The sequence below is a fragment of the Parabacteroides sp. HGS0025 genome, assembly GCF_000969845.1.
GTDB lineage: Bacteria > Bacteroidota > Bacteroidia > Bacteroidales > Tannerellaceae > Parabacteroides > Parabacteroides gordonii.
Genome location: NZ_KQ033906.1, coordinates 83,020 through 102,830, shown reverse-complemented (window position 1 = coordinate 102,830; position 19,811 = coordinate 83,020). Strand labels below are relative to the sequence as shown.

The 19,811-nt window shown below is 38.4% G+C and carries 21 protein-coding genes; 14 read left to right on the top strand and 7 right to left on the bottom strand.

The window, feature by feature from the left end:
• Positions 1-2: 2 nt before the first annotated feature.
• Complete coding sequence (locus HMPREF1212_RS25285) at positions 3-554, bottom strand: RNA polymerase sigma factor (RefSeq protein WP_046151322.1); 552 nt, start codon at positions 552-554, stop codon at positions 3-5.
• A 1,273-nt stretch (positions 555-1,827) separates the two neighbouring features.
• Between HMPREF1212_RS25285 and HMPREF1212_RS25280 the strand changes: the two genes are divergently transcribed.
• From HMPREF1212_RS25280 to HMPREF1212_RS25260, 5 genes are all read left to right on the top strand, one after another.
• A complete protein-coding gene (locus tag HMPREF1212_RS25280) occupies positions 1,828-2,391 on the top strand; it encodes a hypothetical protein (protein WP_046151321.1) in 564 nt (187 codons plus the stop codon).
• A gap of 6 nt (positions 2,392-2,397) precedes the next feature.
• Complete coding sequence (locus tag HMPREF1212_RS25275) at positions 2,398-2,892, top strand: SLOG family protein (RefSeq protein WP_046151451.1); 495 nt, start codon at positions 2,398-2,400, stop codon at positions 2,890-2,892.
• Positions 2,893-3,076: 184 nt separating this feature from the next.
• Positions 3,077-3,832 carry a ParA family protein gene (locus HMPREF1212_RS25270; protein ID WP_046151619.1) on the top strand — a complete coding sequence of 252 codons (756 nt, stop codon included), beginning with the start codon at positions 3,077-3,079 and terminating at the stop codon, positions 3,830-3,832.
• Between the two features lie 7 nt (positions 3,833-3,839).
• Positions 3,840-4,091 carry a hypothetical protein gene (locus tag HMPREF1212_RS25265; RefSeq protein ID WP_046151618.1) on the top strand — a complete coding sequence of 84 codons (252 nt, stop codon included), beginning with the start codon at positions 3,840-3,842 and terminating at the stop codon, positions 4,089-4,091.
• 81 nt (positions 4,092-4,172) lie between these two features.
• A complete protein-coding gene (locus HMPREF1212_RS25260; protein ID WP_046151617.1) occupies positions 4,173-6,398 on the top strand; it encodes an SF1B family DNA helicase RecD2 in 2,226 nt (741 codons plus the stop codon).
• A gap of 464 nt (positions 6,399-6,862) precedes the next feature.
• On the opposite strand, the gene HMPREF1212_RS25255 is transcribed toward HMPREF1212_RS25260, so the two are convergent.
• The 4 genes from HMPREF1212_RS25255 to HMPREF1212_RS25240 form a co-directional block, all read right to left on the bottom strand.
• Positions 6,863-7,147, bottom strand: coding sequence for a hypothetical protein (locus HMPREF1212_RS25255; protein WP_046151616.1), 285 nt, complete (start codon positions 7,145-7,147; stop codon positions 6,863-6,865).
• A 75-nt stretch (positions 7,148-7,222) separates the two neighbouring features.
• Positions 7,223-7,504, bottom strand: coding sequence for a DUF1294 domain-containing protein (locus HMPREF1212_RS25250; RefSeq protein WP_052725125.1), 282 nt, complete (start codon positions 7,502-7,504; stop codon positions 7,223-7,225).
• The gene (locus tag HMPREF1212_RS25245; RefSeq protein WP_046151614.1) at positions 7,504-7,830 is read right to left on the bottom strand and encodes a cupin domain-containing protein; all 327 of its coding nucleotides are present in this window, start codon (positions 7,828-7,830) and stop codon (positions 7,504-7,506) included. Before HMPREF1212_RS25245 ends, HMPREF1212_RS25250 begins: the two co-directional genes overlap by 1 nt.
• 246 nt (positions 7,831-8,076) lie before the next feature.
• Positions 8,077-8,733: a recombinase family protein gene (locus HMPREF1212_RS25240; protein WP_046151613.1), complete on the bottom strand. Its 657-nt coding sequence runs from the start codon at positions 8,731-8,733 to the stop codon at positions 8,077-8,079.
• Between the two features lie 316 nt (positions 8,734-9,049).
• Between HMPREF1212_RS25240 and HMPREF1212_RS25235 the strand changes: the two genes are divergently transcribed.
• From HMPREF1212_RS25235 to HMPREF1212_RS25195, 9 genes are all read left to right on the top strand, one after another.
• A complete protein-coding gene (locus HMPREF1212_RS25235) occupies positions 9,050-10,108 on the top strand; it encodes a hypothetical protein (RefSeq protein WP_157317151.1) in 1,059 nt (352 codons plus the stop codon).
• 12 nt (positions 10,109-10,120) lie between these two features.
• Positions 10,121-10,567 carry a hypothetical protein gene (locus HMPREF1212_RS25230; RefSeq protein WP_046151611.1) on the top strand — a complete coding sequence of 149 codons (447 nt, stop codon included), beginning with the start codon at positions 10,121-10,123 and terminating at the stop codon, positions 10,565-10,567.
• A gap of 14 nt (positions 10,568-10,581) precedes the next feature.
• Positions 10,582-10,959, top strand: a complete 378-nt coding sequence (locus HMPREF1212_RS27070) for a hypothetical protein (RefSeq protein WP_157317149.1) — start codon at positions 10,582-10,584, stop codon at positions 10,957-10,959.
• Between the two features lie 7 nt (positions 10,960-10,966).
• Positions 10,967-11,461: a hypothetical protein gene (locus HMPREF1212_RS25220; RefSeq protein WP_046151610.1), complete on the top strand. Its 495-nt coding sequence runs from the start codon at positions 10,967-10,969 to the stop codon at positions 11,459-11,461.
• A gap of 95 nt (positions 11,462-11,556) precedes the next feature.
• Positions 11,557-12,417: a hypothetical protein gene (locus tag HMPREF1212_RS25215; RefSeq protein ID WP_046151609.1), complete on the top strand. Its 861-nt coding sequence runs from the start codon at positions 11,557-11,559 to the stop codon at positions 12,415-12,417.
• 240 nt (positions 12,418-12,657) lie between these two features.
• Positions 12,658-14,121, top strand: a complete 1,464-nt coding sequence (gene mobV, locus HMPREF1212_RS25210) for a MobV family relaxase (protein WP_046151608.1) — start codon at positions 12,658-12,660, stop codon at positions 14,119-14,121.
• A gap of 171 nt (positions 14,122-14,292) precedes the next feature.
• Positions 14,293-15,702 carry an OmpA family protein gene (locus HMPREF1212_RS25205; protein ID WP_046151607.1) on the top strand — a complete coding sequence of 470 codons (1,410 nt, stop codon included), beginning with the start codon at positions 14,293-14,295 and terminating at the stop codon, positions 15,700-15,702.
• Between the two features lie 358 nt (positions 15,703-16,060).
• Entirely contained in the window at positions 16,061-16,342 is a 282-nt protein-coding gene (locus HMPREF1212_RS25200; protein ID WP_052725121.1) for a hypothetical protein, read from the top strand.
• Between the two features lie 10 nt (positions 16,343-16,352).
• Positions 16,353-16,724, top strand: a complete 372-nt coding sequence (locus tag HMPREF1212_RS25195; RefSeq protein ID WP_046151605.1) for a DUF2958 domain-containing protein — start codon at positions 16,353-16,355, stop codon at positions 16,722-16,724.
• 67 nt (positions 16,725-16,791) lie between these two features.
• Here the strand turns inward: HMPREF1212_RS25195 and HMPREF1212_RS25190 are convergent, their stop codons facing one another.
• Both HMPREF1212_RS25190 and HMPREF1212_RS25185 read right to left on the bottom strand, forming a co-directional pair.
• Positions 16,792-18,159 (bottom strand): McrC family protein, encoded by a 1,368-nt coding sequence (locus tag HMPREF1212_RS25190; RefSeq protein WP_052725120.1) that lies wholly within the window; start codon positions 18,157-18,159, stop codon positions 16,792-16,794.
• A complete protein-coding gene (locus tag HMPREF1212_RS25185) occupies positions 18,152-19,621 on the bottom strand; it encodes an McrB family protein (protein WP_046151604.1) in 1,470 nt (489 codons plus the stop codon). Before HMPREF1212_RS25185 ends, HMPREF1212_RS25190 begins: the two co-directional genes overlap by 8 nt.
• Positions 19,622-19,811: the final 190 nt, after the last annotated feature.

Below are 19,811 nucleotides of genomic sequence, written 5' to 3'. Positions count from 1 at the left end.
CGCTAATTTGTTAAAATGACCTTTAGTTGTGCTAAAGCCCGCCTATGAAGGTTGTACAAATTTGATACATTTACCCCTAATTCCACTGCCACTTCTTCATATTCTTTGTCTTGCATATCAAGGAGAATAATTGCTTTACGGTATCGGGGATTTGGCATTTTGTTCAACGCTAATTCCAAATTCAACCTATCAATACAGGAAAACTGAGAGATGAACTCCGGTCGGCTTTCTTTTATTAGAGCCTCAGAAGATTCGTTTTCTATCAGAGAATCTCGTTTCTTTATAAAAAAGCGTATTGAGACAACGCTTAACCAAGTCAAAAGGGTACTTTGAAAATTAAAACTTCTGAGTTTTTTCCAATTGTCAGTTACTAAATACGAAAACAACTCATTAAGGACTTCTCGTTTATCAATCTTTCCGCCAAAAACAGAATCGACAATGTATAGTAAAAGACCAGAGCACTTCTCAAAGAAAAAGTACTCTATTATTTCTGGATTGTTATGAATTATTCCATTAACAATTTCTTTATCTGTCAATTTATCGAATCCTTCCATGTCTAAGTGTTAATATGCTTGACATTTATTCTTGTATAATACATACAAATATAATACAAATAATTGTGTTATACACTATTATCCTTAGATATGTATCAATTTGCATTAATTTACTCCTAAGTTTAAGCTTGAATTGATGATTTTAAATGCAAGAGACGTGTCGTTTTTCCAAAGTAGATTGCGAAAAACATTCTTGTTACCAGTTTGAGCATCTTGGTAGAAGTCGTTTTATTCGTGCAAAAATACTACGAACAGGAAGAACGTCAAGTATCACTTATGTTTTCGGTCGGAGGGTTTGCCGGCAGCCTTCCACAAATTTTCTCGTGCCTCTAAAATTAGGGTATTCCGTCTGCACTCTCTAACCTCACACTTGTCACCCGTTGGCGGAATTAAATAAGCGCATATTTAAGTCTGCCAATAGGTTTAGTTTATTGTTTATGTCAAAATCATTCAGAAGGGACAGTCTATATCATTGTTTCTTGACGCTCAACTATCTGGAGAATTTATGAACTTGATTTACTTGTTAAAGTCAGAAACAAAAACTCGATATTTGTGACGTTACTGATTTTCATTAGTAAAATCGATTGCCCAAACACATATTTCCCGATTGCAACAAAGCAGTCGGGAATTTCTGTTTTAAATAAGTAGGTATAACATCAAGCCCCTTGCTTATATATAGCCAAATGCTTCATCTTAGATTGACTTCTATGTATGGAAGTCTTAACCATTTCCTCTTATAATTGTATAAACTCCTTTATTTATAGACACGTCCCACACCTGTAGCTTAATGGCGAAATAGTTAGGCGATATACATCTCAATTCTTTCGAAGAATGTTGCCAAAAGTTCAAACGCAATAAGGCCTGCATTTATGCACGTTGGAAAGCTCACGGCGATAGTATCGCTCTTCGCTTGTTTCCAATGTGTATGCATTACTGCCACATTGCTTTTTGTTTGAACTATCTATTCCGCTAAACGCTACACCCGCCCAATACTTTTATAATTGTCTTTATACCTGATTAGTCTGCCACTTATACTAATTACGTTGTAATTCATCCTGCCGCCAAGAACATTTTTCTGCAAAGGTATAAAGTGCAGCCGTCCAACAGCAAATCTTGAGACCTCATTGTTTGCAAATCTTCCTCCCAGAAATGGGAGCGTATTTACATCTCCATATTTGCTTTATGGGCTGCACTTCCTTTGCGTGGCCGAAAAATTTCCCTTGCAGCAGAAGCTGATTAAACATAGGGAATTGAAACTAAATATTTCAAAGTTATGGCAAAGGTTGATGAAGTCAGAAGAAGGTTTTGGGGCAAGGTCGTTACTTGTTTCGCATCTTACTATCCATGCAGAATTAAAAATGTAGGGTTGGATGGAGAGAATGTAAGAAAGCTCGTATGGAGTTTCAAAAGTGGTGAGAATACCGAATATGTCGCACAGAAAACGGCTGACGAACTAATAAACAAGTATGGGGATGATATTTCCGGTATTGTGTTCGTTTGTGTTCCTGCATCGTCAAAAGAGAAGAACGAAATCAGGTATAAGAATTTCAGTAAGAGAGTATGTGAACTCAGTGGGGCTATAAATGCCTATGACCATGTAAGAGTGGTAAGTGAACGTCCGGAAATACACAAGCATCGTAAGCAAAGAAAGAATGCGGCTGATAACGTGGAAAGTCTGGAGATAGACAAGGACTTTTTCAATAAGGCAAGGTTTTGTCTATTTGATGACCTCCTTACGTCCGGAGCAAGTGGTGCCGCTCTATCAAATAAGCTTGAACAATATGGTGCGCAGTTCTTAGGCTTCTTCGCATTGGCTAAAACTACATATAAACTATAATTGGAAATGGAAAAAATATTATTCGACAAGGCTCATTCAGTAGCCTTTACAGGACATCGCTTTATCTCTATGGATAAACAGAATGAATTGAAACAGTCATTGCAAGCTGCAATCATCGAGCATTACAAAAGAGGCATTCACAATTGTATCTGTGGAATGGCGTTAGGTTTTGATATGATGGTGGCTGACATGGTTCTTTCCTTAAAATCACGCTTGCCATACATTCATCTGACTGCTGTCGTTCCATTTCGTAATCAATCTGAAAAGTGGAGTGACAAGCAGAAAGCAAAGTATAATTATCTACTATCACATGCAGACCGGATTATTATACTCAGTGAACAATATTACAAGGGGTGTTTACTTCGTAGAAACGATTATATGGTTAATAACTCATGTGGTGTAATTGCCTATTATAACGGAGAACATAAAGGCGGAACATTCTACACATACATGAAGGCAATGTCTTTAAATATCCCGATAGTTAATATTATAGATACTTAAAGTGTTGTATCTCAATAGATACTACTATACTTATTCGCTATATTACATTTATATGCTTAGTAGTGAATATGTATATATGTATTTGCTAAATAAAGTGAAAGCATGAATGTTTATCAACTATAAATAGTCAAAATGGAAGGGTTTTAAGTACCTTTGCAGCGAGACGAAAAACAATAATATTATAATGGCAATAACAATATCAATCTTAAATCACAAGGGTGGCGTAGGAAAGACGACAACGGCTGTAAACCTTGCGGCAGCTCTACAAATAAAAGGTAAACGTGTATTGGTCATCGACCTTGACGGTCAAGCCAACCTTACCGAGTCTTTGGGATTATCAATCGAAGAGGAAAAGACAATCTATGGAGCTATGAAAGGTGAATATCCGTTACCTCTTGTAGAAACAAATACAGGTTTGACTCTGGTTCCTTCTTGTCTTGACCTGTCAGCGGCAGAGTCCGAACTTATCAATGAACCTGGACGTGAAATGATTCTAAAACAGCTCATTCATAAGAATACCGAGACAAGCAAGTTTGATTATATCATTATTGACTGTCCTCCCTCACTGGGGCTTCTTACACTGAACGCACTTACCGCATCTGACAAGTTGATTATTCCTGTTCAAGCGGAGTTTTTAGCGATGAGAGGAATGGCTAAGATTACCAATGTGATTAGTATTGTTCAGGAACGCTTGAATCCAAATTTGGATATTGCAGGTATCGTCATCACTCAGTATGACCAACGTAAGACTTTGAACAGAAGTGTATCTGACCTTATCAAGGATTCTTTCTGTGACAAGATTTTCCAAACCGTCATTCGTGATAATGTCGCTTTGGCGGAAGCACCTATCAACGGTCAAAGTATATTTGAATACAATAACAAAGCTAATGGAGCTAAAGACTACATGTCGTTAGCGGAAGAAGTATTGGCTATAAAATAATAAAGGTATGGCAAAAAGCGATTTACTTAAAAATGGCATGAAGAGCGGGTTGAACGGACTCATCTCATCTACATCATCTTCTCCAAAAGAAGACAAGAAATCTGCCTCAGAAGAAAAAGAACGTGAAGTTCATTGCAATTTCGTTATTCGCAAAAGCATTCATACACGTATGAAGTACATGGCTATAGACAGAGATATGTCTCTTAAGGATATGGTCAACGAAGCCATGAAGGAATACCTGGATAAGTACGAAAAATAATAAGGCACAACTTTCATGCGAATATAGCCGGTGTTATTAGAACATCGGTCTTTGCTGCCATACTTATAAATTATCCTCACAATGATAAAAATCCGTTGCGTAGTAGAGCGTATCACATATCAGAATCCAGATAATGGATATTCGATAATGAAGGTCAAGGTAAAAGGTTACAATGACCTCGTTACTCTTGTAGGAAATCTTCTGGATGTTCCTGTAGGAAGCGTATTGCTATGCGATGGAGATTGGAAAGTGGACAAGAAATATGGCAGCCAGTTTGTTGCCGAATCATGGGAGGAAGTGATGCCTGCCACTATATATGGCATTGAGAAATATTTAGGAAGCGGCTTGGTTAAAGGAATAGGACCTAAGTTCGCCCATCTTATCGTTGAGAAGTTTGGTACAGAGACCATCGATGTCATCGAAAGTGACATAAATCGTTTATATGAAGTCGTAGGCATAGGAAAGAAAAGGGTTGAGAAGATAGCCGAGAGTTGGGAGAAGCAGAAAGATATCAAGAACGTGATGATCTTCCTTCAAGGCTATGGTGTGAGTACGGCTTATGCAGCCAAAATTTATCGGCAGTATGGTAAGGAGAGTATCGATAAGGTCAAAGATAATCCATATCGCTTAGCTGATGATATTTGGGGCATCGGGTTCAAGACGGCGGACGGGATAGCTTCAAAGATGGGCTATGAGAAAAGCGATTTGCGACGCTGTCGTAGTGGAATCCTTTTTACCCTTGGACAGTTGTCAAATGAAGGCCATGTGTATGCTGAGGAGGAGCAACTCCTTACAACGGCAAAGTCTCTGCTTGAAGCCGAGGAGGAACCTATCAGGCAGGCTATGGATGATATGATTCAGACCAAAGACCTTATCAAGGAAGATGAAAGTATCTACATGCCTCCATTCTTCTACGCCGAAAGTGGAACGGCCAAAAGGCTGGTTGAACTTACTGAGGCGGAAGACAAGAAGAAACCTGTCTTCAATATTGATGCAATTTCTGAATCAACAGGAATAGAATATGATGAAGTGCAGGTTGATGCGATTCGTCAAGCCGTAGAGTCCAAGGTTATGGTTCTCACAGGTGGCCCGGGTACCGGCAAGACAACTACCACTCAAGGTATCATAGCGGCATTAAAGACTGCCGGGATGTCAATCATACTTGCTGCTCCAACCGGTCGTGCGGCCAAACGTATGAGTGAAGCAACTGGAATGGAAGCCAAGACCATTCATAGATTGCTTGAGTATAATCCTATGGACGGTTATAAGCGAAATGACGAAAACCCATTGGATGGTGATGCGCTAATTCTTGATGAATGCTCCATGATTGACATTCTTCTGATGAACAACCTAATGAAGGCCATCCCGCTGAATATGCGTCTTATCATGGTTGGTGACATTGACCAGCTGCCATCTGTAGGTGCAGGAAATGTGCTTCGTGATATTATTGATTCCAAGAAGATACCGGTTATACGATTGACACGTATATTCCGACAGGCACAAAGCAGCCGTATAGTCATGAGTGCGCACGCCATTAATGAAGGTCATTTCCCCGATTTGAGCAATGGACAGAATACAGATTTCTTCTTCATGAAAGAGGAAGATCCGAATGTTGTGGCAGAGACTATCGTGAAGTTGGTTCGTGACCGTCTTCCCAAAGCCTACAATATGCCAAATTCTAATATTCAGGTGCTGACCCCTATGCAGCGTGGTATAGTCGGGGCTTCCAACTTGAACCTTATGTTGCAGGAAGCACTCAATCCTAACAAAGCCGGACTTAGCCGTGGCGGATTTACCTTCCGCAAAGGCGACAGGGTGATGCAGATACGCAATAACTACGACAAGAATGTTTTTAATGGAGACCTTGGCTACGTAGTAGATGTAAACATGGAAGACAGGACACTCACAGTCATGTTCGATGAGAATCCTGTAGAGTATGAAGTATCAGAACTGGATGAGTTATCACTGGCATATACTAATACCATTCACAAATCTCAAGGTTCTGAGTATCCCATTGTGGTAATGCCTGTGCTTATGACACATTTCGTGATGCTTCAGCGAAACCTAATCTATACCGGTATCACCCGTGCCAAAAAAATATGTGTGCTTATAGGTACATCAAAGGCATTAGCCTATGCCATAAAGAACATGACCGTTCTGAAAAGAAACACCAAACTTAAGGAACGTATCAATCCTTCATTGAATCCATCATCTGGTAATGTTGCACCAATAGCATATTCTTTACCTCTTCATGAAGGAGGTTTGGGAATGGTTGCTGATGAGGAAACAGACTATGAAAGAATCTAATGTATAATACACATAAGATATATAAACTTATGATAACAAGTGATTCAACATATTTTAAATCGGCTTGTGAGAATTCATAAGACGCAGCCATTTTTAGGTGTGATTTTTTTCAATTCGATTTATGTAGTATGAGGTTTCCCTCTATGCTGTTTAGAATTGCTGATGGATTGATGCTTGACTGTAATAGTACTATCACAAAAGTTGCTCATTAGGAAACCTTTATTTCATTATATATGCTGAACGTTGTTCAAAACTATTTAATAGCCTCTGCTTTACCTAATTCATGTGTTTTTAGATAAATAATATCATCCGTTATTACTCCCTTATCATCTAATCTGGAGCGAGTTTATTATTTGATATACTGATAATAGTTTTTATTGGGTAATTTTCTCTCTTTCTACCAAGAAGGGGGATTTAGAAAATCCAAATTACCACTGCTTATCATAGCTTACCAATAAAAAATGCTATTCTTCTGTAGGCATTCTAAAAACACGTATGTATAATGGGATTCCGCTTCGTATAATTGCATGCATGCGATGTTGTCCATTTACCAAAACATCTCCATGATCAAAATAAATCGCATCTCCATTTGAATCCCATTTACCGCTGATTATTCTTTCGATTATGAAATTTACTTTGCATTCATCTAATACTTTATTGCAACTACTATTCTTTTTTAGATATTGTTTTGCCAAGTCAGGAGTAATTAATTCAATTGGAAGATCTATTTTTTCTAATGGGATACTCATTTTAATCGTTATTAATTTATTAAAGACTCAAAAATATTAAATTCTTCTCGTTGACGGAATTAAATAAGTGCATGTTTAATTTCGCCAATGGGTTAGTATATATATTGTGATACTTATTTGCAGCAGTAATATTGTGGGAACACCGATGTAAAATTTCTTATGCATTGTCTTATGGTGAAAAAGATACATACCACTTAAAGCTCCGATACTTCCACCAATTCCTGCCATGATAAGCAAAGTAGCTTCCGGTATTCTCCACCAATGTTTCTTGGCCTTGAGTTTGTCAACGCCAATGAGTATCAATGTGATTACATTGATGGCAAGAAGAAAGTATAGGGAGAGTTGAGAAATTGTCATCATTTACCAATTTGTTCTTTTATTGTTATGCCGACCATTACTGTTTCAGAGTCTGCATTATTCCAAACAGAGTGCATACGTCCACCTTCTATCAAAAACGATTCATTCTCGTGTATGATATGTACGTCATTACCTAAAAGAACTTTAGCTTCTCCTTTAGTTACAACAAACAAATGACTGTGGGGATGCGAATGTTGTATAGTGGGACCACCCCCATTGGGTTGTAGATGCGCAACAGCAATATTCTCTATTTCTCCACATGAACCAAAAAGTTGTTTTGCCATGAAATTTACATGGTTGGGAGGTGTCATAAAATCTTTTTCCATGATTGTATATCAACTTGTTTTATGAATTGCTACCTGTCTCTTCTATAATCATTAGCTCCGAAGAAACCGAAAACTCCCTTCAATACTATTCTTATTCCTAAGACCACAATAACGCCTATTATTAATTCTTCCATACTCAATTTATTTAACGGTTAAACACCTGATAATCATGTATAAAGGTACAAATAAATCTTGAGATTAACGAATAAAAGTGCTGTTAATCAAGACCATAAACGAAGAAATGTACTATTCAATCTCTGTCGCTTCATCTTTGTCTTTTCGCTTACCGAGAGGACCTTTGAATTTGCCGCGGTTCAGATTGACACCGAATTTGTTGAGGATACGAAATACTGAACTGCGACTGTTGAAACCACTCGCTTTCCATATTTCATCCATAGTGAAACCGGATGTATACATATTGACGATATTTTTCTCTCGCTCGATTTTCTCCTCTTCCCTGCTCTTTCTGCCACTTGATACAACATTGAATTTGACGGTGGTTTTAAGTAGTTCAACATGCGCTGACTCTTTTCTCAGAGCGGCAGTCTCTTCAGGAAGAGAACCCACCATGATCAATACATCAGCGATGGTGGTTTCCGGGAATAGGATTCCTTTGGTATCTATCTTGTCATGAATGGATATGATGCGGACTACCTTCACTCTGCAAAGTTCAATAAACATTGCAAACTCACGAGAGCCACGTACCGCATTGCTGTATTTGGAAATGACAATCTCATCGCCACGATCCAAACACTCCATAAGTTGCTTCCATTGCGGACGCTGTTTCTCATGTTCGGACAGTTCTGTAACAACACGACAGCAGCCATAGTCTTCCATCCATTTAATGTCTTCATCATATCCGTCGTAGTACTCAGATTTGAATATGTAACCAACTTTTGCCATAGTCTTTGACCATTAGTTTGATAATTGTGCTGCAAAGGTACGGTGTTTTTCAAAATTGCAATCATACTCTGATAAACTTTAGACTTCTTTAATAATGCTCGTGTGCTATTAACTGCTAATAATTATCATTTGGTACTTGCACTAAAAGTATGATATGGAATAATTACTAAAGTTTGAAACTCAAAGGCTTGCGTTCGGGGTATTCTGTGTAACTTTGCGGCGTGATTAAAAAACAAGAGGAAAAATTATGTCTTTCGCAATTATAAAATGTCTTTTAAGGTTTCAATATGCTCCACTTTTCAATCAACTTAGAAGTATGAATACCGCCATTTCATATTTTAGAGAAAGTATGGCTGCCAAACACTATGCCACATCAATTCTATTATTGATAGGCATAGTATTGGTGACATCCTGTTCAGAAGAAAAGAAAAATCATGTATTTAAAACTTCTGATGAAGCACTCACTGAATATCGCAGCTATCTATCCGAATTAAAAAGTAGAAAGGGAGCTTCCATCAAGGAGCTGACCACTTCCATCAAGCAATGGAGAGAAATAGATGATTCCGTTTTCAGTTTTGTGAGCAAAGACACAATCCGTAAAGCACATGTTTATCCCACGTCAGAATACAAAGTTATTCACGATTCAATTCGTTCCGAGTTTATTCGCCTTACATCGGCATCGAAGCGTACCTATAAGGATATAGTTTCATTAAAGATAAGCGTATCAGCTTTTGCTGATGACAAGAAGGTTCAAGAAGCGACAACAGCAGCACATTCATTCTTTTCTTCATTGGACACCATGTCCTTGTACAAAGGTGGTAAAGACAAGATGATTCGCAGCTACAAGGAGTTTCTCGACAAGACGCAAATTAATGGAATCCATTCAAAAAAGCAGTTTCTATCTTACTTGCAAGTTGAAGATATTCTATTCCGTTCTTTTCTGTGTAACCTAAGTGATATGAATAACGTATCCGTTACCGACATCACATGCAGCACTGAGAATATTTGTTCACAAGTAATGCACAGTGCCGGTTCTGATGTGCTCAGTACGGAAGATGCAGTTATCTTCATGTCTCTTCGTTCCAATAGGAGATTGCTTCAAAATGCCATTACATGCACTGAGGATATTCGTACAAATAAAATAAGGCAGGATGAACAACGAACCGCTTATTTCTGGATGATACTTCAGCCATTCATATCTATTGACGACTTCGGTATGGCAATTCTCTCATCCGAACAACAGAAACAGTTTGAGAAGCTTGCCGCAGATGTTCCAAGCGTTATAAGTAAGCTGTCTCAATCGTTGAAGATGAATGCAGAAGTAACGGATAATCTGCCGAACTTGTTCCTGAAAATGTATATCTCGAAACTGTAATAGCAAACATATATGCTACAAATCTTTTTGGATAACTTTATGGCTCTTGCACCTATGCAGTTGCCTAGTCTAATCAACAGAGAGTGGATGGAGGAGCCGGAAATCTATGACGAGTATGTTCTTTTGACATTTAATCTGCCGACATCTCATACACTTGATGATATTATGGATATGTTCGAGGAGCAGATGGAGCTAATTCCTCTGTATCATAAGGTATCCTCGGGATATACTACATACGGACACAGTTGTTGTGCCTATTCCAATCCTGACTTCGGGCACATGTATAAAATCAATGCCACCACTAACGGTAAGGGGATGATCAGTACTGTCCATGTCACCATTTACGATTCTTCGGAATTCATGTACGGTGACCTCTGCAACGACATCAAGTTAAACTCTACTACAGGCTATTTCAAGTTTCGTAGAGAGAAAGCTGAGATACTGGCAAATTTCTTTTAGCGCACACCATGGGAATGAAATATTACCTCTATTATCAGATGGCCTCAGTCATCAATCATCATTGTACATGGATAGAAGCACGAAACATCATGCAGCGTCGAAGCTACTTGTTGACAGTGTCCGATGGTCTGCGTTCCGTATATTGCCGAATGATTACCCTGTATGTTTGTCGTAAACGATACCATTATCGTAAAGGGCGTATGTGGCATATCTCCGAATATGACATAGACAAGGCTGTCATTAAGCTACGTCATGAGAATGCTGATTTCAGAAGACGACTCAAGCATGAGATGCTTCTTCCTACGGATATAGAAAACATCATTTGTATGGCATCCTTCGGTATTATACATCTTGAGTTACAGCCACAAATTATTAAGTGTAAAAAGCAGTAAGACAATCATGATAATTAAAACAATGTATTTTATGCTGCCGGTTCTGCTTCTGTTTGTTTCGGTCTTTCTGTACCGAAACAACAGCAGGGCTATGCAGAAATTCTACCTTCGGATGACCTTCTCATACCATTGCCGCCAACTGTACAGTCTAGTGACTTTGATGGTGCTGATTCTGTTCCATTATTCCGCACACGAGGTTATGCCAACGGAATATGGCATCATGATATCAACCGTTCCGATGATCATACTCTTTCGCTTCAAGTATGCAGACAAGATTCTGCATATATTGCACGATAGACGGAAGGTAGCTTATTGCACGGCTCTTGCTACATTATTATTTCTGTTCACACCGCATCTGTATACTCTAGCTGCTACAACAGCAACGATACTTGTGGCGGCAGGGTTTTATCCTTCGCACCACATTCTGCACCATTCTGTAAACTATGAGAATGGCATTAAACTATGTGAACATCCGAACACGGTAGTTGAGTATTACTACTAAGCGTTTCATTTTCTGTGCCGCGTTCAACTGGCATCCTCCATACGGTGTGAAAGGATTGGTCATCCATAGTATTCACATCAAAAGAAAAAAGAAAAATGAAAAGAATTCCAGTCGATGCGACTGAAGTCCGTGTCTGTAAAGACCTGTTTGGGTTTCTTCAGGAACGGCGAAACGAAAGGTACACAAAGTTCGAGGCTTACTGCGACCTTCTGAACAAAGCGAGTGTACAGTATATTTCTAGCAGTATCCCAAAAGGTGATAGACCTGAGTTGGCAGAATTCCACTTCGTCACTACAAAGACGGAACTAGCCGAAGTGTGGCACTGGCATCGTGCTACTGTGCGTGCCTTTCTGGACAAGCTCGACGAATATGGAGAGATAGTCCGTCAGGAAGAACCAAAATGTATTATATGCCGGATGACTGCATTGGAGTCTCCTCAGAAGCCAACCGATTTGCAACTACAGCTCTTTGAGGATATGGCAGCGTTTATTGTGACCGCATGGCCTAGTGGCAATGTCGATATAAATCAGACAGCCATAACATGTGGACAGATTATCACATCAAGTGTGAAACTCAGCAATCAGATTATGCCGCTTGTAAATAAGGAATATACTTTCTTCCTTCGTGATTCAATCATCACACGTTTGATCCAACGTCTTATTGATTCTACCTTCTCTCTGAAAGATAACACTACATCATCAGAGTCAATGCGAGACCTTCTTGTCGAAGCCTTCACAATTCATCTTCATGAAGACTGGGAACGTATGTTGCATCTTATGATGGATATACCCAAATTGGCGGCAGGTAAGAGAAGCGTAATTGATTACTGCGACAACGAGCAATTTGCTGTTCACCTTCAAGCGATATTCACCGAATATCGGAACGTCTACGAGATTCCTGTTTTGACCGGTGACGAACAGCAGAGTGTTACGTCCAATAGGAGTACCCATAAATAAGCACTGCGTGGTTCTCAGATTGTATGTCTTGACAGATTACTCCCGGATACATCCTAACGGTTTGACTTGATTTTAAGCTCTCGTATAGCTTGGCATTTTAGCGCATCGGGCTTGCCCGAATGTCCACGAAAAAAATGGAGGGGTAACTTAATACCCCGGTCGCCTTTCGGCTTCGGGAGAGTGTCCATACAAGCAGCAAGCTGAGACACGCAAATAATAATCGATAAACATATCAGAGATATGGCAGGAATAGCAAAACAGGTGGTGAATTTTCGTGTGATGAAAGGTTTCACCGCTGCACAAAGCAGAGAGCATCAGCGTGCCTGGACTGAGAAGGGTTGGGATTGCGCTGTGGCTCGTGGAAATTATGACCGGAGCAGAGAAAGGCTGAACTTCGAGATAGCAAAGGGGGGAATAATACGGCCGATAGATAAGAGTCTCTCCATTCCAAAGCGTATGGCAAAGACTTTGGCTGAGCGTGGTATTACAGATCCGAACGAAGGGTTGGAAGAGCCAAAGTTCAGAACGGTGGTAGATTTTATTCTCAGCGGTTCACAGGAGCGAATGCGTGAGATGGCTTTTGGTACACAAGAAGTAGTATATGGGCCAGGCAATAATACCGAGAATTATTCACTCAGGCGCATGCCCGAAATTGAGCACTGGACACGTGACATGTACGATTTCGTATGTGACAGATACGGTGAGGAAAACATCATTGGTTTCTATATACACATGGACGAAACGACTCCCCATCTTCATTGTACAATCCTTCCGGTTGAAAACCGCAAGTTTGCTTTTAAGAAGATGTTCGCCGGTAAAGATAAATATGAGTACAAGCAGAAGACCGCTGAACTGCATGATGCTTTTGCAGAGGTGAATCGTCCATGGGGTTTGGCACGTGGCACCAGTATCACACAGACAGAAGCACGCCATATGCCCGTAGAGCAATACAGACGATATCTGGAGGAATTGTGTGCCACTAAGGAGGAGGAATTGTCCAATCTACATAAGGCACTTTCTGCAATTAGAACGGAAATGTCAACGGCAGAGCGTAGAATCAAAGGCCTTACCACAATGGTCGGTAATCTGGAAAATGAACGTTCCGGCAAGTTGGATCAGATAGCTAATCTTCAGCGGCTGATAGCAAACAGCGAAGGTGACAAGGCTGAGTTGGAAAAACGTATTCGAGGATTGCAGACCGAGGTGAATGAAGTTGACGAGAAACTGGCAGACAAGCAAGGTAAGCTCACTGAGGCTGACCGCAAATACGAAGAGTTGAAAGCGGATATGGGTTATGTGGAGGAGCGTACAGGTGAGCTTAGACAGAGTGCCATGGAGTACTCCCGACAGGCTCAGTCAGGTGTGGCTGGTTTCATCAAGGATGCCATGCTTGAGAGTATGGTCAGTGATTATCAGCAGAGAAGTCCTGCATTATCCGCTTCCGATCAGCAACTGTTTGATGATAGCACTCTTCAATCCATCTCGGAAAAGGGAAATGAGGTTATGCAATGTGCCACAATGCTCTTTCTTGGTTATATAGACCAAGCTACCACATTTGCTGAAGGTCATGGCGGCGGTGGCGGTGGAAGTGATGTCAAATGGGGACGTGATGATGACGAGGATAATCGTCAGTGGGCACGTCGTTGTTTGGCTATGGCCAACAAGATGATGAAGCCGTCAGGTGGTCGTGGTCGTAGAAGGTAGCCTATTGTACATATTGGAGATTCCTCATTCTGATTAGGATTTTGAAGATAGACTTTGTCTTTCCGGTTTTAATGGAATGAATGCCAATATGCAGATGCGTACAATACATTCTTGGTCAGAGTGGTCATAGCTTTCTTATTTCGCTTGCAAACAATTAATAAAAACAACAATATGATTAAAAGAACATTTATAATAGCGGCATTGGGATTGTCCGTACAGTTACAGTCCTTTGCAGGTGAGGTGTCAAGTGACACGCTCACAAATTTTCCTCGTAACATGGAGCATGAAATGATTTGTACAATCGAGCCGACTTTTCTAAAGGATGTGGTCACACCATCAGCATGGTCATCTAATTGGTTTATTGGCATATCCGGTGGAGCATCAGCATTCTTAGGGAAACCTTTAGGATGCGAAGATATTTTCGGAAGGATGAAACCGTCACTGGCACTATCGTTTGGCAAATGGTTCACTCCTGAGGTGGGTGGACGCATCGCTTATCAGGGATTTCAGTTTAAGGACAGCAATCTCGGAACAAAGGATTACAGATTTGCTCACGCTGACTTTTTGTGGAATATGTCCACGTCTTTCAGTAATAATAAGATTGATCGCCGATGGAATATCATTTCTTATGCCGGTGCAGGAATTATCCATCATGAGGACAATGGGAATGTGCCATTTGCCTTTTCTTACGGCATGATGACTCAGTATCGTCTATCCAAACGAGCACTTGTTTCTTTAGAAGTCGGTGGTATGACTACCTTTCAAAATTTTGATGGGGACGGTAAAACGAATCGTTTTGGCGACAATATGCTGTCAGTGTCGCTCGGCATTACTTACCACATTGGCAAAGTGGGATTCAAGCGAGTCGTTGATGCTTCACCGTACATCACTCAGAATAAATGGTTGACGGATTACACAAACGATATGCTTCATCAGAACCAGTTGCTCTGTTCCCGTCATGAGAAAGATTCCAGAGCGATAGCCGAATTGCAAAAGATTTTGGAGATTGAAGGGTTGATAGATTTTTACGGTGACCAACTGGCATCTCTTGATGATGGTGAGACAATCAAAGGTTATCCTAAAAATGATTATTCCGGTCTCAATTCTCTGCGTGCCCGATTGTCTCATCGTGACTGGGATGGTAATGAACCACACAAAAATCGCACAAGAAAAGACGCTTACAGTAAGCAGATGACAGCCAATGATTCTACACGTATGGATGGTTATATTTCTGATATACTTAAAGGCAAGACGTGTGTAGGTGCGCCGGTACACTTCTTCTTCAAATTGGGCAGTACAGAACTTACTGATGTGGCACAAGCTATCAACATTGATGAGATAGCTCGTGTGGTAAAGAAGCATGATCTAAAGGTAAAGGTTATCGGTTCTGCTGATAATGCTACTGGTACTACTGTGATAAACGACAATCTTTCTTTATCGAGAGCTGCATTTATATCAAAGGAATTGCAGACACGTGGTGTGGATAGTGATGTCATTCTTCAGGAAAGTAAAGGTGGCATTGACAGTTATACTCCTGTGCCGGCAAACAGACAGGTGCTTGTTTGTCTGTACATGAAATAGAGCTAAAATATTAAAACTTATTTCTTTATTGGAAGGGTCTGCTTGTGAGGAGTTGGCTCTTCCTTTTTTATTGTGGACAAGTAAATGTACTCCTTCTCTTTTGGGCTGTGACATTTTACTCTGCAAAGTTAGTTTCGCTGTAATATCTGTCAAGTACTGGCATTGCCTATTGTGTCTTACTTTCTTCGGAAACCTTCCACAAATCAAAGATTTGGGCATTCCAAAGAAACTAAGCCTCAATGACTTGTCTTGATTCCTTAGCTACACTATTTAATTGCACGTAAAAATCAACCCCGACAGAGAAGTCAAAAGGCTTCAAATTTAGGGAAGTAAATATTAATCATTCATTCAAATTGATATGGATAAGATAAATGACAGAGACAGGGAGTTTGCCTTGGAGTTTTCAAGGTTTGTAAATGACGGTATGTGTTCAGCTCATAGAACTGGAGCTGAGTTGGCTAATGACCATCGTTATTTGGTCAATGAGAAGTTTAAGGTTGTTATGGGCTTTATCGAGCAGCTTGCAAAAGATTTCAAACAGGGACATTATGACCCTCGTGACGAATGGGCTTGCAAATGGGCTTCGGAAATGATTGAGAGCCTAGAAGAGAAAGAATTGTATTATGTTTCACAAGATTAAGCTTTAGAATATGGAAAGCAGATTGATTACACCGGAGTTGGCGGAGACTCTAACAAAATATCCGCTTTATAGTCAAGACTCAAAGAAGAAGGATGCGATTTGCATCTGTGTTTTCTTCATTGGACGTGTTCGTTGGTATGTGCTTGAAGGTCAACCGGAAGGTGATGACTTCACTTTATTTACGATTGTAGTGGGTATGAACGAAACCGAATATGGATATGCCTCCATAAATGAAATGGAAGCGATTGAAATCAAGACCGGTATACCCGAGTTGCCCAATGTGAAGATTCAAAGGGATAGGGACTTTGTGGCTTGTCCAATTGGGTTTATACAGGATGCGGAGTTGCAGGAGTTCCTGACTCAGATGGAGGCTGTGTTGTAAGCGAAAGAATGGCGAAGCTAATAGTTGTTATTAGATTTCGCCATATTTACTGTATTTTAGAAAGATTTTACTTAACAGTTGATTGGACTGAGTTTAAAACTGCTTCAACAAACAAATTTTCTTGTATTTCAATATTACTAACGAAGTCAAAGTAGGTTTTACAGTTATCTGGAATTTGGAGATTTAACAACCCAATATTTCCGCCCAAGCCATTTAATTTACCAATTGCTGTATATGCGCTTCTTGATTTACAATTAGGATATGCTAATGCCGCAGTATTGGCAGATAAAACATGCATATAAGATATAATTTGATGTATGTCGTTTCTCTCAATTTTTCCACCTAGATGTTTGTATTTGGCATCTATAATCATTTCCTTATTTTTGTAAAAATCAGGATACCTGTCATAAGTATTATCCTCAAAAAGATATATAGGTTGTTTTTCGTTTTTTAATATAGCTTTATTCCTTGGATGTATAAAATTACACTTTTTTAAAATAGTATTAAGATATTCTTCCCATAACCATGACCCGTCGAACAAGATTCCATATACTTTATCCTTGTCGTTTCCATATTTTATTTCTTCATGACGTAATATCCTTATGCACAATTGTTGTAGAATACAATATTTAGTAAAGTATGGATGATTTAATCTTTTTGAATTGCTAATTAATACTTTATGACGGTCCCAAATGGAGTATGTAGGTGTTGAATTTATTATTTGACGTATATTATCATCCGTTTCTTTGCTTTGGAGAATATTCTTTCCTAAGAATGATCTTTTGATGTATTCAATTGTGTGTCTAACAAGTTGGGTTATTTTGTTATCATAACTATATTCTCGTGTATTATAGGCAATTAGCCCACAGAAAGGGATGTTTTGATTCAAATGCTTTTGGATATTTATATTTCCTTTTATCTTACAATCATTATATTCAAACTTTTTATATTCTTTATATAAACCTTGGCTGAGTGCTTGATTAAGATAATATGGAAATAAGTAAAGAAGGAAATCAAAGATATTTTCTTGTGTACTCGTATGTTTTAGATTAACTATATGTGGACAGAATACCTTTTGGAGCATATAGTGTAGAAAATAATCGTTAATATTATTATCAAAACGAGAAGAAATGCGCATTAGAGTTTGTCCTGCGCCAACAAATCCCATCATGTTTCCAGTACTAATACACTTAGATTGATTATCATAAGAACATATTTGTAGTTCTTCTATCTCATCATTAAAGGCATTAATATTCTGTGGAAAAACAAGTAAGTTACTATTTTCTTGGATTAATTGGTCAAGTTGTCTCCCACTAAAAATAGAAATATCTTTTGCGATTTGGGCTACAGACTCAATGTCTTTGTTTTCACTTTCTATGCAATCTTGTAACAGTTTACCAGGATAACAATTATCTGAAATCTGTATTTTATGCATTGTCATAGCTGTTCTTCAAAATTTGAAGTTTTTTACTTTCTTCACCTATACCACGTAGATATTCTTTTAGCACACATTGTAAATGATTTTGCCACAATTTTTCGAATGCATCTTTTGAATTGGCATAAAGAGCATATTTTAAAAAATAAGCGGCTCCAATCTGGTAATCCAAAGTTAATCCTATTTCTTCACTAATAATTGTATTATTTAGAGAATCCATTTTATTGATAATATCTGTATTTGCATTCATGCAGGCTTCAATCAGCTCTGTTTCATTTTTCATTCCTTTAACTAAAGCAGCATAGCTCTCCTCTTTTCCTAACATATTTTCTGCGCTCTCTTTAGCAGTAATTTCTATAAAAGCGAAACGTCTTCGCATTGCAAAATCCATTGATTCTACAGAGCGATCAATATCATTCATTGTACCAATAATATAAACATTCTGTGGAATATAGAAACCATTTTTAAAAACATCTTCTGCTTTTGTAGAATCATCTATATTAATCAAATTCTGATATTGTGTTTCAATAATACCATTTTTCCCTCGATAACCAGAATCTATAGCAAAAAATAATTCACCAAATATCTTTGAGATATCACCACGATTGATTTCATCAATGATGAAAACAAAATTTTCATTACTGTGACTTATGGCTTTCTTACAGAACTTTTTGAATATTCCATCTCTTCTCTTAAATCCAATATTACCTATTTCTTCATATGGTCGTAGTCCTTCCACAAAATCAGTATAATCTAAAGAAGGATGAAATTGGACAAAACCTATATGATCATTGATGAACTGATTCTCTTCCATTGTTGTATCTGACTTTATACTTGATTTTATCATTTGAGAGGCTATTAGTTTGGATAAATAAGTTTTACCTGTACCTGGAGCTCCATTTAAAATCATATTTTTATTAGCCAACAATAAATCTTGATATCTTTTTGTCATACCGTTCATTTTATAATTATAAATTTTGAGATAGAATTTATTAAACATCTTAGCTATTTCTGTATTTGGCTCACTATCATCAAATAGCCCTAAATCTTCGATACTAAATTTTTCAGAATCTTTATATTCTGGTGGGTCAAGCCAATACATATAATCAGTAAAAGCCAAATGAGTAATTCTTGTTTTTGCGTCATTCCATTTAGCGTATATATTTATACCTGTCTCTTTCCAATTCAGATAACACTTCTTAGTATAGTATCCTTTTCCATAATGTCCCTGAACATTGATACAAATAGTACTATCCCCATAGTCCTGCCATTCAGATATTTGATTCTGAATTTTTGCTCCGCTGTAGCCTTGTCCACATGTCTGGAAAGTCATATTATGAATCAGAGGAGCGATATATATTGAATACCCTTTATTATCTATAGACTCATTTTGGATGTATTCTAAATGGGCAATAAAGTATTCAAGAAGTTTTTTGAATCTTTTAAATTTATCTTCACTCATTATTTTCTTTCATTTATTAATCATTATTTCCCATTATTTTATTCCTTAAAAAAGAAAAAGATGGTTAGTATAATAATATTCATTTTGCAAAAATACAAAGTTACTTAGTTTATAGCAAATTCATTATTGTTTATTCATGCAATATTTGATATAGTGATGTTTATGCTATTTTGAGCTTTAAAAAAATGAA

Coding starts and splice junctions, on each gene's coding strand:
- HMPREF1212_RS25215 (WP_046151609.1), top strand. CDS start 11,557: ATGAAAAGAATTCCAGTCGATGCGACTGAAGTCCGTGTCTGTAAAGAC.
- HMPREF1212_RS25240 (WP_046151613.1), bottom strand. CDS start 8,733: ATGGCAAAAGTTGGTTACATATTCAAATCTGAGTACTACGACGGATAT.
- HMPREF1212_RS25265 (WP_046151618.1), top strand. CDS start 3,840: ATGGCAAAAAGCGATTTACTTAAAAATGGCATGAAGAGCGGGTTGAAC.
- HMPREF1212_RS25285 (WP_046151322.1), bottom strand. CDS start 554: ATGGAAGGATTCGATAAATTGACAGATAAAGAAATTGTTAATGGAATA.
- HMPREF1212_RS25245 (WP_046151614.1), bottom strand. CDS start 7,830: ATGGAAAAAGATTTTATGACACCTCCCAACCATGTAAATTTCATGGCA.
- HMPREF1212_RS25275 (WP_046151451.1), top strand. CDS start 2,398: ATGGAAAAAATATTATTCGACAAGGCTCATTCAGTAGCCTTTACAGGA.
- mobV (WP_046151608.1), top strand. CDS start 12,658: ATGGCAGGAATAGCAAAACAGGTGGTGAATTTTCGTGTGATGAAAGGT.
- HMPREF1212_RS25230 (WP_046151611.1), top strand. CDS start 10,121: ATGCTACAAATCTTTTTGGATAACTTTATGGCTCTTGCACCTATGCAG.
- HMPREF1212_RS25260 (WP_046151617.1), top strand. CDS start 4,173: ATGATAAAAATCCGTTGCGTAGTAGAGCGTATCACATATCAGAATCCA.
- HMPREF1212_RS25190 (WP_052725120.1), bottom strand. CDS start 18,159: ATGCATAAAATACAGATTTCAGATAATTGTTATCCTGGTAAACTGTTA.
- HMPREF1212_RS25255 (WP_046151616.1), bottom strand. CDS start 7,147: ATGAGTATCCCATTAGAAAAAATAGATCTTCCAATTGAATTAATTACT.
- HMPREF1212_RS25205 (WP_046151607.1), top strand. CDS start 14,293: ATGATTAAAAGAACATTTATAATAGCGGCATTGGGATTGTCCGTACAG.
- HMPREF1212_RS25220 (WP_046151610.1), top strand. CDS start 10,967: ATGATAATTAAAACAATGTATTTTATGCTGCCGGTTCTGCTTCTGTTT.
- HMPREF1212_RS25235 (WP_157317151.1), top strand. CDS start 9,050: ATGAATACCGCCATTTCATATTTTAGAGAAAGTATGGCTGCCAAACAC.
- HMPREF1212_RS25270 (WP_046151619.1), top strand. CDS start 3,077: ATGGCAATAACAATATCAATCTTAAATCACAAGGGTGGCGTAGGAAAG.
- HMPREF1212_RS25200 (WP_052725121.1), top strand. CDS start 16,061: ATGGATAAGATAAATGACAGAGACAGGGAGTTTGCCTTGGAGTTTTCA.
- HMPREF1212_RS25280 (WP_046151321.1), top strand. CDS start 1,828: ATGGCAAAGGTTGATGAAGTCAGAAGAAGGTTTTGGGGCAAGGTCGTT.
- HMPREF1212_RS27070 (WP_157317149.1), top strand. CDS start 10,582: ATGAAATATTACCTCTATTATCAGATGGCCTCAGTCATCAATCATCAT.
- HMPREF1212_RS25185 (WP_046151604.1), bottom strand. CDS start 19,621: ATGAGTGAAGATAAATTTAAAAGATTCAAAAAACTTCTTGAATACTTT.
- HMPREF1212_RS25195 (WP_046151605.1), top strand. CDS start 16,353: ATGGAAAGCAGATTGATTACACCGGAGTTGGCGGAGACTCTAACAAAA.
- HMPREF1212_RS25250 (WP_052725125.1), bottom strand. CDS start 7,504: ATGACAATTTCTCAACTCTCCCTATACTTTCTTCTTGCCATCAATGTA.